Source organism: Pseudomonas sp. KBS0707 (assembly GCF_005937945.2).
Classification (GTDB): domain Bacteria; phylum Pseudomonadota; class Gammaproteobacteria; order Pseudomonadales; family Pseudomonadaceae; genus Aquipseudomonas; species Aquipseudomonas amygdali.
Genome location: NZ_CP041754.1, coordinates 2,451,005 through 2,467,609, shown reverse-complemented (window position 1 = coordinate 2,467,609; position 16,605 = coordinate 2,451,005). Strand labels below are relative to the sequence as shown.

11 protein-coding genes and 3 pseudogenes are annotated in these 16,605 nt (G+C 58.1%); 4 read left to right on the top strand and 10 right to left on the bottom strand.

Features of this window, described 5'->3' with window-relative positions:
* Positions 1-34 precede the first annotated feature (34 nt).
* A complete protein-coding gene (locus FFH21_RS11660) occupies positions 35-871 on the top strand; it encodes a pirin family protein (RefSeq protein WP_004658605.1) in 837 nt (278 codons plus the stop codon).
* 14 nt (positions 872-885) lie between these two features.
* Positions 886-1,032: pseudogene (locus FFH21_RS11655) on the top strand (LysR family transcriptional regulator); the annotation flags it as partial.
* On the opposite strand, the gene FFH21_RS11650 reads toward FFH21_RS11655, so the two are convergent.
* From FFH21_RS11650 to FFH21_RS11625, 6 genes and pseudogenes are all read right to left on the bottom strand, one after another.
* Positions 1,029-2,558 carry a sodium:solute symporter gene (locus FFH21_RS11650; protein ID WP_005731750.1) on the bottom strand — a complete coding sequence of 510 codons (1,530 nt, stop codon included), beginning with the start codon at positions 2,556-2,558 and terminating at the stop codon, positions 1,029-1,031. The pseudogene FFH21_RS11655 and the gene FFH21_RS11650 overlap by 4 nt on opposite strands.
* Complete coding sequence (locus tag FFH21_RS11645) at positions 2,555-2,815, bottom strand: hypothetical protein (protein ID WP_004664870.1); 261 nt, start codon at positions 2,813-2,815, stop codon at positions 2,555-2,557. Before FFH21_RS11645 ends, FFH21_RS11650 begins: the two co-directional genes overlap by 4 nt.
* A gap of 136 nt (positions 2,816-2,951) precedes the next feature.
* Positions 2,952-3,482, bottom strand: a pseudogene (locus FFH21_RS11640) (phosphotransferase family protein); the annotation flags it as partial.
* 38 nt (positions 3,483-3,520) lie between these two features.
* Positions 3,521-4,279, bottom strand: coding sequence for a DeoR/GlpR family DNA-binding transcription regulator (locus tag FFH21_RS11635; protein WP_002553219.1), 759 nt, complete (start codon positions 4,277-4,279; stop codon positions 3,521-3,523).
* A gap of 80 nt (positions 4,280-4,359) precedes the next feature.
* Positions 4,360-5,763 carry an amidase gene (locus FFH21_RS11630; RefSeq protein ID WP_019740817.1) on the bottom strand — a complete coding sequence of 468 codons (1,404 nt, stop codon included), beginning with the start codon at positions 5,761-5,763 and terminating at the stop codon, positions 4,360-4,362.
* A gap of 339 nt (positions 5,764-6,102) precedes the next feature.
* Complete coding sequence (locus tag FFH21_RS11625; protein WP_004664861.1) at positions 6,103-7,710, bottom strand: M10 family metallopeptidase; 1,608 nt, start codon at positions 7,708-7,710, stop codon at positions 6,103-6,105.
* Positions 7,711-8,223: 513 nt separating this feature from the next.
* Between FFH21_RS11625 and FFH21_RS11620 the strand changes: the two genes are divergently transcribed.
* Together FFH21_RS11620 and FFH21_RS11615 are read left to right on the top strand one after the other, a co-directional pair.
* Positions 8,224-9,528 carry a sensor histidine kinase gene (locus tag FFH21_RS11620; RefSeq protein WP_004660593.1) on the top strand — a complete coding sequence of 435 codons (1,305 nt, stop codon included), beginning with the start codon at positions 8,224-8,226 and terminating at the stop codon, positions 9,526-9,528.
* A gap of 337 nt (positions 9,529-9,865) precedes the next feature.
* A pseudogene (locus FFH21_RS11615) lies at positions 9,866-10,989 on the top strand (polysaccharide lyase family 1 protein).
* Between the two features lie 102 nt (positions 10,990-11,091).
* Here the strand turns inward: FFH21_RS11615 and gspF are convergent.
* Genes gspF through gspM form a run of 4 tightly spaced genes read right to left on the bottom strand, consistent with a single transcriptional unit; the run spans position 11,092 to position 16,602 of the window.
* On the bottom strand, positions 11,092-12,303 hold the full coding sequence (gene gspF / locus FFH21_RS11610) for a type II secretion system inner membrane protein GspF (RefSeq protein ID WP_011168422.1): 1,212 nt from the start codon (positions 12,301-12,303) through the stop codon (positions 11,092-11,094).
* Positions 12,303-13,721, bottom strand: a complete 1,419-nt coding sequence (gene gspE / locus FFH21_RS11605) for a type II secretion system ATPase GspE (RefSeq protein ID WP_011168421.1) — start codon at positions 13,719-13,721, stop codon at positions 12,303-12,305. The genes gspF and gspE overlap by 1 nt, the downstream gene beginning before the upstream one ends.
* Positions 13,718-16,054, bottom strand: a complete 2,337-nt coding sequence (gene gspD, locus FFH21_RS11600) for a type II secretion system secretin GspD (protein WP_011168420.1) — start codon at positions 16,052-16,054, stop codon at positions 13,718-13,720. The genes gspE and gspD overlap by 4 nt, the downstream gene beginning before the upstream one ends.
* On the bottom strand, positions 16,054-16,602 hold the full coding sequence (gspM, locus tag FFH21_RS11595; protein WP_011168419.1) for a type II secretion system protein GspM: 549 nt from the start codon (positions 16,600-16,602) through the stop codon (positions 16,054-16,056). The genes gspD and gspM overlap by 1 nt, the downstream gene beginning before the upstream one ends.
* Positions 16,603-16,605 lie beyond the last annotated feature (3 nt).

Sequence of the window (16,605 nt, the reverse complement as noted above, 5' to 3'; positions counted from 1 at the left end):
TGTGCTCAGGCATCAAGACCTAGAGGACAACGCTATGAACACTATCGTCAGCATTCAGCCACGCGCCATCACCCATCGCACCAGCGGCAAAAGCCGAGGGCCTATCACTCGCCTGATGAGCCCTGGCGATCTGGGTCAGTTATTGAAGCCTTTCGTATTTCTTGATCAATTCGGCTTCAAACACGAGCCGGGAAAAAAAGGCTTCGGCATGCATCCACACTCAGGAATTGCAACGCTGACCTATATGATCGAAGGCGAAATGGTCTACGAAGACACCACCGGTAAATCAGGCATATTGCCCAACGGTGGTGTGGAATGGATGAGCGCGGGCAATGGCGTATGGCATGACGCCCAGCCGGTAAGCGATGCGCCGATTACAGGCTTTCAGCTATGGATAGCCCTGCCCGCAGCGCAAGAGAATGGCCCTGCACACAGCGTTTATCTGGCGGCGTCGCAGGTTGCGCGGCAAGGCCCGGCACAGGTGCTGCTGGGGCGTTACGGTGCAGCACAAAGCAGCATACCTGCACCACAGGGCATGAATTATCTGGCCGTAAAACTGAAAGACGGCGAGCACTGGCGCTACACGCCGCCCGCAGGTCATAGCGTCGCCTGGCTGGCGATCAACGCCGGACACCTCGACGCAGGCGGCCCGATCAGCGCTGGCGAACTGGCTATTTTCGAGGAATCGGATCGCCCTATCGACTTCGTCGCAAAAGGCGATACCCATTTCGTGCTGGGGTCGGCAGTCAAGCATCCGCATGATCTGGTCACCGGCTACTATTCGGTGCACACCAGTAAGGCCGCGCTTAATCAGGGCGAACTGGAAATAGAGCGAATCGGCGCAGTGCTGCGCGAGCAAGGCAGGCTCTGATGAGCAGCCGCCTCCTGTTCAAAAACCGGCTACGTACTCATTTGGACAGCGGCGCACTGGAACCGATACTTGAGCCCAGGTGGCAGCGCCTCACCTGGCCGTATCTGTACTATCCAGAACGCCGCTACCTGCCCTCGCCGCTCAGGGCTTTTATCGACTAGCCCATAGCAGCAATCGGGCGCACGCCATGGCGCGCCGGTGCTGCCATGGCGAACAACTCATCAACGCGTCTGACCTCCTCCGCACTCGGCTTGATCGCAATGGCGCACGCGACAAAAATGCCCGCATTGAAGATCAGGCCGATGATGCCGCTGGTCAACGAACCCAGTGCCGGAATGTCATCGGGGTAAATTGTGGTCAGCACAATCGCGATAACAATACCGACCAGCATGCCGGCAATCGCGCCTTGCTTGTTGCCACGACGACTGAAGACCCCGAAGAACAGCGGCACGGCCAGTTGGATGATGCCCTGATAGGAAATCTGTGCCAGCAGTTGCAGGCGCGCGTAATCGAAGGTCAGGTACGCCAACAGCGACGCCGCCGCGATGAAAACCACCATGCCCACCTTGGCGAGAACAGTCTTCTCGCGATCACTGCGCGGCTTGCTCCAGGTCGCCAGATCGTTGGCAAACTGTGTACCGCACACCTGAACGCAGCCGTCGACATGGCCGATGCTGGCCGCCAGGACAATCATGATTGCCAGCCCCAGCAACCACGGCCCGCCGATATCGAACAGTGACAGGAACCAGCCATGCTGCGGATGCGCGGCCACGTTGGGGTCCTGACTGATTGCCGCGGCGAACAGCATCAGAATGCCGTAGAAGCCACCCACCAGCATGATGGTCAGGAGTGTGCCCTTCTTTACCGAACGCACACCGCTGGCGGTATAGATACGCTGAAAGCTCATGGGCCAGCACATCGAGCCGATCACCCCGGTAAAGATCAGGCTGAACATGTACATCGGGCCGTAAGTGCTGCCTGCGCCACCGGGGATCACCAGCATGCTGGCGGGCAGTTGCGACAGGTTGGCGAACGACGCCTGAGCACCGAACAGCAGGAAAATGCACAGCGCGGCACACAGCACGTAGGCAATCAGCCCCTGATACATGTCGGTCATGATCAGGCCGCGCATGCCCATGCTCACCGTCCAGTACTGCCGAATCAGGATCACCACCACCCCGACCAGCAGGCAAGTCGTCACGCCCCAACGGCCGAAACTGGCGAACTGAAAAAGAGTCGCGAGGGCCTGAATGCCCATCACCACCCAGGGAAATACCGAGATGATGCCAATGATCGAAGCAATGCGTTTGACCACCGGGCTGTTGAAGCGCATGCCCAGCAGGTCCGGCTGGGTGGTCAGGTTGAAACGCTTGCCCCAGGTCCAGGCACGATTGGCCATCAGGTACATGGCGGTCACGCCAAGCGTGGCGTAGACCATGCCGTAAAAGCCCAGCGCGCCACCGACAGACAGTGCAAAGAACGCAGTAAAAGTTGCACCCGGCCACCACGAGTTGGTGTAGCACATGGCGATGAACCAAGGACCGTAGGAGCGACCGCCCACCGCGTAGTCGGAAAAGCTCTCGCTCTTGCGATTGGTCGCGTACAACACGGCAATCATGCCCGCCAGGAACACGCCGATCAGGCCGAAGGTGATGTAAAGGTCCGAAACCATAGTCGTGCTGATCATTGCCCGTCCCCTTCTTGTGGAATTTCACCCAGCAGAGACTCGACCACGTACAGCATCCACAGGCCCAGCCCCATGAGCACGGCGATCAGAATCCAGTAGAAGATCGGCAGTGGCACACCGAGCACCAGCGCGGTGCTGCCACTGACCTTGAGGTAGAACGGCGGAAACAGCGCCATCATCAACAGCGCGAAGAAGTACAGGCCAAACACCAGATTTTTCAGGCGGCCGGGATTTTCAGAAGACGGAACGTTACTCATGGAGTGCTCCTTGAATTTCAGGATCTGGCTATGGATAAGTGATCGGATAAAACTCAAGCAGGAAAAGGAACACGCGGTCACCCGCTACTTTTTTATTATTGGAGTGCTTGTTACAGGTATGCCTGGAGAGGACGGGTCATGCCTGTCGCAACCAGGTTTCCCATTGCGAATCATTGATGATGCTGCGCGCGCGCATGTGCTTCCAGGTGCCGTACTTGTAAAAGTCGAAGTCCAGTTGCGACACGGCGTGCTGGACCATTGCCCAGGTTGACCATTTGATATCTGCCAACGCCTTGTTCAGCTTGATCCGCGCTACGGTTTGCGCGCTGACCTGACCGAAATAGTCCTCGATCAGCGCCAGTTCCATCTCGTCACTGAAAAACATCTCGCCGAACCACAGCGCCAGTTCGTAATGGCGATCGTTATTGGAGGCGTACTCGAAATCCACCAGGCGAATCTGACGCTCCGCGTTGAGCATGAAGTTGCCTGCCAGCGTGTCATTCATGCACGGTGCCAGGTCAATTCCGGAAGCTTGCAGCGCAGCTTTTGCGCGCTGATATTGCAGGCACAACCAGTCGTCATCCTGGGGCTTGATGCCCTTGAGCTCGGCCACTTGGTTCTGGTGCTCGGCAATCATGTCGAACACGGTCTTGGTCTGTTTCAGCAACAAATGCCGCCAGATCAGCTGCACCTGGCTCGATCAATTCAGGGATAGAGGGTGTCGACATGATCTTTCTCCAGGCGTGTCACAAACTCGTCGGATAACGCGCGATTGGTGACCAGGGTGGTGATCGCGGCGAACGGAAGAGTATTGATAAAGGTGCGATGACCGAACTTGCCATCATCAGCCAGCACAACACTGCGCGCGCAGTGCCTGACCAGCGTCCTGCGCAACATGGCTTCCGGCTCCTGGTAATCCATCAGCCCCAGGTCCAGATCAATGCCGCCGATACCCATGAAGGCGATGTCGTAATGAAACTGCCGGGCGAACTCCAGCGTGTGCGGCCCGATCAAGGCGTTGTCGGTACGCCGCACATCGCCGGGCGCAACCAGCACCTGATTGTCGCTTTGGTGCGATATCAACTGGGCGATGTCCAGCGAATTGGTGATGATCTTCAACTGGCTGAACCGCGTCAGTTGCTGGGCCAGCGCCAGCGTCGAAGTACCGGTGTCGAGGAAAATCGCCATGCCTTCGCTGACCAGTTGCGCAGCGCGGGCAGCAATACCTGCCTTGGCGCGGGGCTTGAGCCTGCTGCGTTCCTGCAAAGGCAGTTCTTCGCTGGATCTGGGCAGAATCGCGCCACCGTGAATTCTCCTTAATCGGCCCTCTTCTTCCAGATACTTGAAGTCGCGGCGAATGGTCTCTTCGGACACGAACAGCAATTGTGCAAGGTCCGACGCCTTGACACGCTGCTGTTGGGCGAGCAGGCGCATGATTTCGTCCAGGCGCGGCTGATTGAGCATGGGGGTGGCATTCCGTTGCAAAGTAAGAACTCCAGTGTCCGGGCCCGTTGGCCGTTGATCCGCAAGCAAGAGGGACATGGCTACTGCCCCAAAATCGGTGGCAAGTGTTGATCCCATGGCGCGATGGCTTCCACAGCGGCACAGAACTGCAGCACCTGAGCGTCGGCAAAGCGTGGCCCGACTACTTGCAGACCAATGGGCAGCCCGCCGGAACTCCACCCGCAGGGCAGGTTGGCCGCCGGGTTGCCGGTAATGTTGAAAGGGTAAGTAAATGGCGTCCAGCGCGCCCACGGCACAGCGCCGTCCTGCCCGACATAACCGGCCGGTGCCACGTCGTCGGCAGCAAACGGCAGAATCGGCAACGTGGGCATGATCAGCAAATCGTAATCTTCAAACAGCGCATGGACCTGATTGGCAAACGCAGCGCGCTGTTGGAGTGCCTGCAAGTAATCACTCAGGCTGTACTGGGCAGAACGCCTGATCAGATCGGCAAAGCCAGGGTCAAGCTGGTCCAGTTGCTGCGCAAGCGCTTTGCCATAAGCAATACCGCGCCCGGCAACCCACAGGGTTTCGAACGTCGCCAGCGGGTCCTGCCAGTTCGGTTTGAGCGTGCTGACCGTGACGGGCAGCGACCTGGCGATGTTGCCTACGGCGGCTTCGACCGCTGAGGCGATTTGCGCGTCGACCGGTGTGTCAAACAGCGTCGGGCAGAAGCCGATACGCAACGGACTCAACGGTTGGTCACACCGTGCCAGAAAGGACTCGTCAGGGGCTAGCAGCGCCTGGTGATCCAGCGGATCCGGCCCCGACAGGATATCGAACAGCAACGCGCTATCACGCACGGTTCGGGTAATCGGTCCGGCATGACTGAGCATCTCGGTGGCTGACCAGGGCCAGGTCGGAATGCGTCCCAGGGTGCCTTTGAGGGCGAACGCACCACAGAACGAGCCAGGTATGCGCACCGAGCCGCCACCATCGGAGCCCAGTGCGGCCGGCACCATGCGCGCCGCCACCGCAATCGCCGAGCCGGAACTGGAGCCACCACTGGTCAGTGCCGGGTCCCAGGGGTTACGCCCGTTGCCGAACACACGTGACGTACTCGCGCCGGTCCAGCCGAATTCGGTCGTCGCTGTCTTGCCCAGAATGATCGCACCAGCATTCTTGAGGCGGCGAATGATCGGTGCATCCTGGACCGGCACCGAGTCCAGAGCAGTCAACGAGCCACGCGTGGTGCGCAGTCCCGCTGTCGAAAAGAGGTCCTTGATGCCAAAGGGTATGCCGTGCAGCGGACCTCTTACCTGACCACGCTGCAGTTCGGCAGTCATCGTCCAGGCCTGTTCGAGCGCGACATCGGCGTATACGTCACCAAACGCATTGAGTGTGGAATTGTGGGTTTCAATCGTTGCCAGACATAACTCAGTCAAGCGTATCGGCGTCATGCAGCCTTTGCGGACGAGCGCGGCAGCTTCAATCACGGTAGGCATGGACGATGGCTGTGGCTCAATCAATGTAGATACCTCTTTATCAGTGAGATACTTCTACGCAATGCCCAGTGCCGACGACTGTCGGCGCATTACATTCAGCAGGGGCTGGCGCGTCAAGTGGGTTTTGTTGGATATATTGAATTTGTGGTTTTAAATTTTGTAACAGCACCGTCACGGTGCCAAAAAAAGCTCAAAACCCTGCGTCGCCCAATTGCGGTGCGCAGTTAAAACGGCGGGAAGAGGCAGGAGAAAGAAAGAAGGAGGCGATGGGCAAGCAGATAGAACGGCGCCTGTCCATGGCGCAGTCCTGTCATTGAAACCGGTATTTCAAGTCAGCGATCAAACCGCCAGATCGTGAGCATGGAACTCGGTTACACCGACCAGCTGGATTTCAAAGTCTGCATGCAAATCACCATTGACGTTACCGGACAGCACGTGGTCGGCGAAACGCAGCTGGCCCGCGCCTGTGAACTCGCCGCTGCCAATGAAGCTGAAAGCATCAAGGGCTTTGGTGTCCACGTTGGCATCCATCTTCAGGAAGCTCAGCTTGTCGCCCTGCTGGCTGTTGAAGTCGGTAATCACGTCGCTGGCGTGGCCTTTGCCCATTTCTGCCAGGTCATTGAACACAAAACGATCAGCGCCGCTGCCACCGGTCATGATGTCTGCGCCCAGACCGCCAACCAGCTTGTCATTGCCCGCGCCGCCGAACAGCACATTGTTCGCATCGTTACCGGTCAGGGTATTGTTGCGATCATTGCCCAGCAAAGTGAACTCGCCCTCACCTTTGAGGTGGACGTTTTCAAAGTTGGCCAGCGGGCCGGCATTCAGGTCGATCACTGTGGCAACCGGCGATGTGTTGTCATAGGTGATCTTGAGTGTATCGATGCCCTCATTGGCCTTCTCTTGCACCAAAGCGAGCTCACCAGCCTGATCAATAACGTAGGTGTCGTTACCCAGACCGCCAATCATGGTGTCCAGACCGCCACGACCATCAAGCACGTTATCCAGGCTGTTGCCGATCAGCGTGTCATTGAAAGCAGAGCCAATGGCGTTTTCAATGTGCGCACCGTAGGCAATCGCCAGCCCTGAGTTCATCAGCGTCGGGGCATCAGGATTCTGGTTGTAATCGAGGAACGCCTTGCCGATGGTGCTGAACTCACCCTCGTTGAGGTTGATCTTCACAAACGAAGCCTGATTGCTGGCATCGATCGTATCCTTGCCACCAGCGTCCCAGATCGTCTCGAACACCGACTGATCGGGTGCCCATTTGTAGACGTCATTACCGGTGTGATAGCTGGTGTTGGCACCGTATATGAACTGCATGGCCGCCACATCGAGCAACATCGGCGTGGTGGGTTTGAAACTGTAGTTGTTGGTGTAGCTCATGATGGTGTAACGGGCATCTTCAAACTTGGCATCGAGCAGAACATCGTTGTATTGCGAGGCTTCAAACGAATGTTTCAAACCCAATGCATGACCCGTTTCATGCATGAACGTCAGGTAATCATCCGTGCCTTTGGCAGGATCAGCCGCGTTGACTTTCGGCCCGATCCAGACATCACCGGACCGGCCCAGTGTGCCTGGCGCGTAAGCCTGGCCGTACTCAGTACTTTGCAGACTCTTGAAGCCGCCAAAACGAATGTCTCCGACATTGTCCGGGGTGTCCTGAACCTCGGTGAATTTGATGTCTGCCACTGCACTCCATGCACCCAACGCACTTCTTGCCGCCGCTGCCTGGGCATCGGTCAGTGAATAGGCATCGCTGGGCTCCTGAGAGCGACTGTAGTCAGTGGCATAGACGGAGTTGGCAGTATGAAAGCTGTAAGTGAGGTGAGTACCGGTTGAATCGCCTAACCAGAACGGCCCCCACAACAGGCTGGTGACTCTGTCGTCGGGAGACCCTTCGGGCAAAAGTTCGGCAGGACTTGAATCATTTGGACCGGGCATCAGCAATGCTCCTGAAGAATACACACGCTAGTGATTAACCAACGATCTTTGCCCACGCAAAAATCGCCAGGCAGTTTATTACATAACAGGCACACTATGGGCACAATAAGTTACAAGCGAACTACTTACGGATGCCGGACACGCATTGCCAACACCCGCAGACTTCTTATTACGAATGTACTTTTATAGCCATTATACGCCTCCTACTAATAGCGCTACATGAAACCTTCTTTAAACCCACGATTCCAACTGACCGGGTTCATTGCCCAAGCCGCCAATGAGCATTCACGGCAAAACGCGAAAACCCGATCAAGACCGGCAACGAAGGCGGTACAGTTGAGCTATCGTGTAACGGCTGTCGACGCGCTGGATGGTTCAGCGTTCGCGACAGGCACAGAACTGAAGCCTGACGCATCCGACCGGATCGCGTGCATTTATACGCTGTGTACCTTGCTGCCCTGTATAAATCATAGGCATCATAAGACCTTATCTCATCTGATCGCGGTGCGCCCCATGACCCACCACCCTGCGCCACTTCCTGCCAACGAAGAAGAACGAGTCCTGTCTCTTGAGCATCTCAGGATACTGGACAGCGCTCCCGAGCAGGACTTCGACGACATTGTGCTGCTCGCTACCACGCTGTGCGACGCGCCTATCGCCCTGGTTTCGCTGGTTGACCGGGAACGCCAGTGGTTCAAGGCCTGCATCGGCCTGGACGTAAAGGAAACCCATCGCGATCTGGCCTTCTGCGCACACGCAATCCTGCAACCTTCCGATGTGCTGGTCGTAGAAGATGCAACCACCGACCCCCGCTTCAGAGAAAGCCCGCTGGTGCTGGGCCCTCCTTATATCCGGTTTTATGCAGGTGCACCGATTCGCACCGACACGGGCCATGCGCTGGGCACGGTGTGTATAATCGATATCTGGCCGCGTGTTCTGACCGAACAACAACGTCTGGCCCTGCTGGCACTGGCCCGCCAGACCGCAGCCTTGATGCAATATCGCCTGCTTACACAACAACGCGACCAACATGCCGCAGAACTGGCCCTGGGACTCGAAAGCGCACAGAGTCAAAGCCTGGCCGTTGAACGCAATCTGCGCGAGTCACAGCGGGTATCGTCATTGGGAATGCTCACAGCGAGCATCGCCCACGACTTCAACAACCTGCTCCAGGCGCTGAGCGCCAGCCTGCAACTTGTCCGCATGCGCTCGCGCCGCCCAACTGATGTCGAGACGCTCAGTGACACGGGCCTGCGAGCTGTGGATCACGGTCGACAATTGGTCACCCGTTTGCTCGATAGCGTTCGTCAGGACGGCCCCGAGCTGATCTGCATTGATGTCAGCGAACGGATCGATGCCGCCCGTGATCTGTTATTGCGCTCGGCAGGCGACAATCTGGAACTGTCGTTCGACCTTAGCGCACAGGGCTGGGGCGTCCTGTGCGCCGAAGCGCAGTTGCACGCCGCCGTATTGAACCTCTTGGCCAACGCCCGTGATGCAATGTCAGGGTCTGGCAAGGTACATATCGCCACTCGACTGGAGTCAGTCAAGGAAGACCCACGATTGCCGGAAGGCGACTACCTGGTACTCAGCGTGGCTGATAATGGCCCAGGAATGGCCGCCGATCTCAAGGAACAGATATTCGAACCCTTCTTCACCACCAGACGCTCCGAACCAGGTGCCGGCCTGGGCCTTGTTCAGGTGCAGGAGTTTGCGGTGAACGCAGGCGGAGGCGCACGCGTCGAAACAGCACCTGAAAACGGGACGACCGTGCATCTCTATCTGAGAATACTGGGTCCGATCAATTCAACGAATTAAGCGCCCCACTACTTCACAGACGTCTGACGCGGCCTTGTTATTCATTAGATGAATAACAAGGCCGCATCAGACGCATTCACTTCATGAATTACATTACCATCATGGCGACAATAGCAATGTACTTATTGCGCGTTAGATGCCTGTAAAAAATAAACAGCACAGGTTCTCTTTTACAAAAAAATACACACACAACAATGGCGCTTTCCGATTCACGACTATATTCAATCAACAGCAAACATTCTGTTTGCGCTACTGCCTTGGCAACAGGATGTTTGCTGTGGGATACGCAGTTGCAATAACTGCACGTTGTACACACATTAATCAAGGAATAGATTATATGTTGAAGCCTCATGGTTTAACGCCGCTCGCATTGACGGGCGGCATTCTTGTATCGCTATTGTCTGTCAGCCTGTCTGCCCACGCCGATATCGCCACCGATATTGCCACTACCGGTTGGGCTACTCAAAACGGGGGCACCAAGGGTGGTTCGAGGGCAGCAGCGAATAACATTTATACGGTGAAAAACGCCGCCGAGCTGAAAGCCGCACTGGCTGCGTCGGCAGGCAGCAACGGCCGGATCATCAAGGTGACAGGGTGGTTATTGATGTCAGCGAGGACAAACCGTACACCAAAACCTCTGATATTAAGCAGCGCGCCCGCCTGGACATCCCCGGCAAAACCACGATTGTCGGCACCTCCAGCAGTGCCGAGATAAGGGAAGGGTTTTTCTACGCGAAGGAAAACGACGTCATCATTCGCAACCTGACCATTGAAAACCCCTGGGACCCAGAAGATGGCAACGCCGGCAACTGGAACTCGGAGTACGACGGTCTGACGGTCGAAGGTGCCAGCAATGTATGGATAGATCATGTGACGTTTACCGACGGCCGTCGTACCGATGATCAGAATGGCACGGCCAATGGTCGTCCAAAACAACACCATGATGGCGCACTGGACGTCAAGAACGGCGCCAACTATGTCACCATCTCGTATTCCGTGTTCCGGAATCACGAAAAGAATAACCTGATCGGTTCAAGTGACAGTAAAACAACCGATGACGGCAAACTGAAGGTGACCATTCACAACTCGTTGTTCGAGAACATTTCCTCTCGCGGGCCACGCGTGCGGTTCGGTCAGGTTCATCTTTACAACAACTACCACACTGGAAGTACCAGCCATAAGGTCTACCCGTTTGTATATGCCCAGGGCGTCGGTAAAGGTTCGAAAATCTTCTCTGAGCGCAATGTGCTCGATATCAGCGGCATCAGTGGTTGCAGCAAGGTTGCGGCCGACTATGGCGGCAGTGTCTACCGTGATAGCGGGTCGCTGGTAAACGGCAGTGTCATCAGCTGTTCCTGGAGCACCAGTATTGGCTGGACCCCACCGTACAGCTACACCCCTCTGGCGGCTGACAAGGTTGCGGCCGACGTCAAGGCCAAGGCCGGCGCTGGCAAAATCTGATACGCCGGTTGTACAGGACGATAAAAGACCCTCTCAATGAGGGTCTTTTATTGAGCAGGTTATCGCCGGACGAAGAGTCAGCCTTCATCAGGATCGCGCCCCTCAATTGACCAGTTGATTGATCTCGATGATCGGCAACATCACAGCCATAACGATCACCAGCACTACGCCGCCCATGATCACGATCATCAAGAGTTCGAGCAGCGCAGTCATGCCTAGGGCGCGGCGCTCGATATCGCGGGAAAGGGTCTGCGCAGCACGATCAAGCATCGGCGGTAACGACCCGGTTTTTTCGCCGCTGGCAATCAGGTGAATCAGCAGCGGCGGAAAGACCTTTTCCATCCGCAGTGCCACCGCCAGGTTGACGCCTTCGCGGACCTTGGACGTGGCTTCGCTCACCGCCAGACTGAGGCGATCGTTGGACAAGGTCTGACGCGCTGCGTCCAGCGCCCGCAGCAAGGGCACACCGGCAGCACCGAGAATCGCCAGGGTCGATGCAAAGCGTGCGGTGTTCAGCCCCAGTACGAATCGACCGATCAAGGGCAAGCGCAGGATCTGGCTATGCCATCTCAGGCGCGTAGCCGGGTTGCGCAGACAAATTCGCCAGCCCCACAACGCCGCCAACAATACGCCCAGACACACCAGGCCCCAGGCACGGATGAAATCACTCGCGGCCAGCATGGCCAGTGTCAAACCGGGCAGGTCCTGACGCGCCTGAGAAAACGCACTGACTATCTGGGGTACTACGTAGCTCAGCAGAAAAATCACGATGGCAATCGAGACCAGCCCCACTACGCCGGGGTAGATGAACGCCGTGAGAATCTTGCCTCTCAGGCCGTTGCGCTCTTCTATGTAATCGGCCAGTCGCTCCATGACCCGGGCCAGGCCGCCGGACTCCTCACCAGCCCCGATCAAGGCCCGGTAAATGTCCGGAAAGTCTCTAGGGCGGGCGGCCAGCGCTTCGGCCAGACGCATGCCACTGCGAACATCGGTGCGTATCGCGCCCAGGGTCTGAATAATGTGTTGGCGTTCGGCCTGCTCGACCGTGGCACCCAACGCTTCATCCAGCGGCAGCCCGGCACTCAGCAGGCTTGCCAGTTGTCGGGTCACCGAGGCAAGGTCAGCGTCCGAAAGGCGCATACTGAACAGCCCCCCTGCGCCATGACTGCTGGCCTGGCTGTCGATCTTTACCTGCAATGCAGTCAGTCCCCGCTGGCGCAGATCAGCCATCACCGCGTCCTGACTGTCAGCGTCCAGATGGCCGGATTCGATCGTGCCCTGCGCATCGGCAGCTTCATAGTGATAGCGGCTCATCAAGCGTCCCGTGTCACACGAATGATTTCTTCCGGAGCTGTGGTGCCATCGCGAACCCAGCGCTGGCCATCCTCGCGCATGCTGACCATGCCGGCATTGCGCGCCGCCCCCATCAGTGCCTGCATATCGGCACCTTGATGGATCAAACTGCGCACCTCATCATCAATACAGAACAGCTCGTGAATGCCGGTGCGGCCGCTGTAACCGGTGCCGCTACAGCGCTCACACCCCTGCGGGCGCCAGCAGCCTGACGCAGTCGGGTCGGGTTGTCTGCACTGCGGGCACAAACGGCGTACCAGGCGCTGCGCGAGCACGCCAAGCAGAGAAGACGCGAGGAGAAAGGGTTCGACGCCCATGTCGACAAGCCGGTTGATCGCCGATACCGAGTCATTGGTGTGCAAGGTGGCCAGCACCAAATGTCCGGTCAGTGAAGCCTGCACCGCGATCTGGGCGGTTTCCAGATCACGGATTTCACCGATCATGATGATGTCCGGGTCCTGACGCAGAATCGCGCGCAACGCCAGGGCGAAAGTCATGTCGATTTTGCTGTTGACCTGAATCTGACTGATACCCGGCAGGTCGTACTCCACCGGGTCCTCCACGGTCAGGATATTGCTGGTGCTGGCATCCAGCCGTGCCAACGCGGCATAGAGACTGGTGGTCTTGCCACTGCCAGTGGGCCCTGTGACCAGCACAATGCCATGGGGCTGGCGTATCAGGTTGTCGAGTCTGGTCAGCACATCAGGGGCCATGCCCAGGGTTTCGAGGCGCAGACGACCGGCCTGTTTGTCGAGCAGGCGCATTACCACCCTTTCACCGTGGCCGGTAGGCACGGTCGAGACGCGAATGTCGATGGGCCGACCGGCCACCCGCAATGCGATTCGACCATCCTGAGGCAGGCGCTTTTCGGCGATATCCAGCTGGGCCATGATCTTGATTCGTGACACCAGCGAGCCATGCAACGCCTTGCGCGGCGATACTACATCGCGCAGGCTGCCATCGACCCTATAGCGCACCACCGAATGGCTTTCGTAGGGTTCGATATGAATATCGCTGGCCTCGTCGCGAGCCGCCTGGGTCAGCAGTGCATTGATCATGCGAATCACCGGGGCACCGTCCTGAGCATCCAGCAGGTCGGTGATTTCCGGAATATCCTGCATCAGCCGGTTCAGGTCAGCGTCGTTTTCTGCAGCGCCCACCACCGCCGCCGCGCTGCCGGTATCGGCGTAGGCTGCGGCCAGAAGCCCCTCCAGTTGATGCGTGCCAACCTGTTCCAGACGCGCCGGACCGAACTGCCGACGGGCCTCATTGATTGCCCAGCCGGGAGTAGCGTCGCAGACGATCAGCAGCACACCCTCGTCAGTCTCACGCAAGAGAATGCGTTGCGCTCTGGCCCAGGCATAAGGCAGCGCACTCATGGCACAGGCACTGCGCGAATGACCGCCCGCGGCATCTGACCGGCAGCAGGCTGCAGGTCAGGAATCGCCTTTGCCGCAGAGGGCAACTGCGGCGCCTGCATGTCCGGCAGCATCCAGTTACGCTCGGGACGCAAATTACCCTGTGCGCGGCGCATGAATTCGTAACGGTTCAACGTGATGTTGCGCCCTGTGCCGCTGTCACGAATGATGTAGGGGCGCAGGAAGACCATCAGATTGGTTTTGCTGGTCGAACGCGCTTCGTTTCGAAACAGTACGCCGAGAAGCGGAATCCTCGACAGCCAGGGCACCGCTTCATCGCTCTGGTTGTACCCGTCCTGAAGCAGGCCACCCAACACCATGATCTGCCCGTCGTCCAGCAGGATGCTGGTATCGATGGCGCGCTTGTTGGTGACGGTGCCTGACGCCAGCGAGGCGCGCTGATCGACATTGCTGACTTCCTGATAGATGTCCAGCTTGACCGTACCGCCTTCGGAAATCTGCGGCCTTACATTCAGTTTCAAGCCGACTTCTTCGCGCTGAACAGTTTGAAACGGATTGTTGCTGGTGCCGCCACCGCCGGTTACATAACTGCCGGTGACAAACGGGATGGTCTGGCCGACGAAGATACTGGCTGCCTCGTTGTCCAGCGTCAGCAGGTTGGGAGTGGACAGCACATTACTGCCACCCTTGCTCTTCAGGGCGCGCGCGAGCACCTTCAGATCCAGCACTTCGCCAATGCCCGGAATGGTCACCGCGCCCCTCACCACGCCGACATTCAAGCCTGTGGGAAGCACGTCGATGCTGGTGCTGCCACCGGTATTCAAACCGCTGCCGCCAAGGTTGACCCCGCCAAAGCCGCCGCTGCCATTCAGGTTGCCGGTCTGCCACTGCACGCCGAACTGGTTCGCATCGTCCTCGCTGACCTCGACAATCAGGCTTTCGATCACCACCTGAGCACGGCGCTGATCCAGTTGATCGATGACCTCACGCAAATTGCGATACAGCGGCTCCGGAGCGGAAATCAACAGGGTGTTGGTGGTCGCATCAGCCTGAATGGTCACCCCTGCGGCACTGAACGCGGTGTTCTGTTCGGCTTGCTGACTACCGGCAGTGGCAACCGAAGGCGACGCGCTACTCTGGCCATAGCCGCTTCCGGCTACAGTCCTGGAGACAGGGCCTGCGCTGCTGTTGCCTTGCACGTCGTTCTTGTTACCGGTGCTGCCCATGCCACTGAGCATCGCCCGGGTGGTATCACTGGCACCGCTGTCACTTTCACCGGTCAGCAAGCCCCGCAAAGCCTGGGCCAGCTTTCCCGCCTGGGCATTGCGCAGGTACACAACATGCAGATTGCTCGGGTTGCTCTGGGCGTTGTCCAGCTTGTAGATCAGGTTGCGCGCCAGCTCGGTACGCTCCGGGCTGCCAGCACGGATAATGATGGCGTTGGAGCGGGGGTCGCCAATCACACTGATCTTCTGGGTCGCGTCGCCGCCCTGGGTATCCAGCAACTCGCTGACCATACTGGCGATGTCTACAGCGATACCGTTGTGCACGGTCACCACGTCAGTATCGATGGCACTGGGCGTGTCGATACCGTCGATGATCTGCGCCACTCGCACCAGGTTATCGGCGTAGTCGGTGACGACAATGGTGTTATTGCCGGGATAGGCGTTGATCGGGTTGTTCGGCGAAACGATAGGCCGTAGCACCGGAATCAGATTGACCGCATTTTCGTACTGCAAGCGAAACGTACGGGTCAGCATGCCGTTCCCGGAAGGTTTGTCGGCACTGTAAACAGGACCGCCAAGCAGTCTGGCATCGTCTTCAGGCACGACGTGAGCCACGCCGCCGACATCCACCACACTGAAACCCTGCATGCGCAAAGCTGCCATCAGCATTTCATAAGCCTGAGAGGCCGGCACCGACCCTTCGCTGACCAGCGTCAGCGTGCCCGTGACTTTTGGGTCCAGCAAAAACTGCTGGCCTGTGGAACGTGACAACGCCCGCACGACCGATTGAATATCGGCCTCGACAAAATTCAGTTGTATGAGCTGATCACCCAGCGCGCCGTGCGCAGCCCCTGTCCTGCGGGCTGGCGTATGGCCGCGAGCGGTGTTCGACAACGTGTGTTTCTGTCCTGGCGCGCCGCCCGGTTGCGCGCGCTGGCGATCATGTGCATCGCGGACGGGTAAGGTTCTGGCCAGCGGTTGACCCAGCTCGCTCTCTACCAGCCCAGGCGGCGCGGGCGATGTGGTGCTGCAAGCGCTCAGCGCCAGCAGGAAAAACGGTGCAACCCTGCGACAGGGCAACGTGCAGGTAAAGGCATACCATTTCATTAAGCTTCCTTTGCGCTCGGCGCCTGATCCATGCGAACAACCCCGGACAGATGACCTGTCAGGTCCTGAGCGTCTTCGCCTGCACGTTGCAGGCTGGCGTCCTTGATGTGTAACGAAAACAGTTGCGGCTGCTCCAGCAGCCAACCGATCACTGCGTCGGCTGGCGCGTGATCGAACGCCAGTTGCCAACGGTGCTCAGCCCCTTCACCGTCTTGCTCAAGCTGGCAATACGACCACAACCCGAAGGCTTCAAGGCTGCGCTGCAATGCTGGCTGCAGATCCTGCGGGCCTGTTCGGCGCTGCGGCACTCTCACCTGCTTGAGCAGCGTTTCGAGCGTCTCGGCCTGGGCGCTCAACACAGGATTTTGCGCCTGCCAATACGTGATTTTCTTCAGCGCAGGCTGAACCATCAGTAACCACGTCACCAGGCAGCACAACACCAGCGCGCCTATCGACAGTAGACGCGTCTCCCTGATCGACAGACCTGCCCTGGCAACACGCACACGCCCACTCAGTCGCCGCCAGCGGTCAACGTATGGCTGCCACATTCG

Bases quoted from the DNA above. Each gene is read 5' to 3' on its own strand.
- gspM (WP_011168419.1), bottom strand. From the start codon at position 16,602: ATGTGGCAGCCATACGTTGACCGCTGGCGGCGACTGAGTGGGCGTGTG.
- FFH21_RS11645 (WP_004664870.1), bottom strand. From the start codon at position 2,815: ATGAGTAACGTTCCGTCTTCTGAAAATCCCGGCCGCCTGAAAAATCTG.
- FFH21_RS11660 (WP_004658605.1), top strand. From the start codon at position 35: ATGAACACTATCGTCAGCATTCAGCCACGCGCCATCACCCATCGCACC.
- gspD (WP_011168420.1), bottom strand. From the start codon at position 16,054: ATGAAATGGTATGCCTTTACCTGCACGTTGCCCTGTCGCAGGGTTGCA.
- gspE (WP_011168421.1), bottom strand. From the start codon at position 13,721: ATGAGTGCGCTGCCTTATGCCTGGGCCAGAGCGCAACGCATTCTCTTG.
- gspF (WP_011168422.1), bottom strand. From the start codon at position 12,303: ATGAGCCGCTATCACTATGAAGCTGCCGATGCGCAGGGCACGATCGAA.
- FFH21_RS11635 (WP_002553219.1), bottom strand. From the start codon at position 4,279: ATGCTCAATCAGCCGCGCCTGGACGAAATCATGCGCCTGCTCGCCCAA.
- FFH21_RS11630 (WP_019740817.1), bottom strand. From the start codon at position 5,763: ATGCCTACCGTGATTGAAGCTGCCGCGCTCGTCCGCAAAGGCTGCATG.
- FFH21_RS11620 (WP_004660593.1), top strand. From the start codon at position 8,224: ATGACCCACCACCCTGCGCCACTTCCTGCCAACGAAGAAGAACGAGTC.
- FFH21_RS11625 (WP_004664861.1), bottom strand. From the start codon at position 7,710: ATGCCCGGTCCAAATGATTCAAGTCCTGCCGAACTTTTGCCCGAAGGG.
- FFH21_RS11650 (WP_005731750.1), bottom strand. From the start codon at position 2,558: ATGATCAGCACGACTATGGTTTCGGACCTTTACATCACCTTCGGCCTG.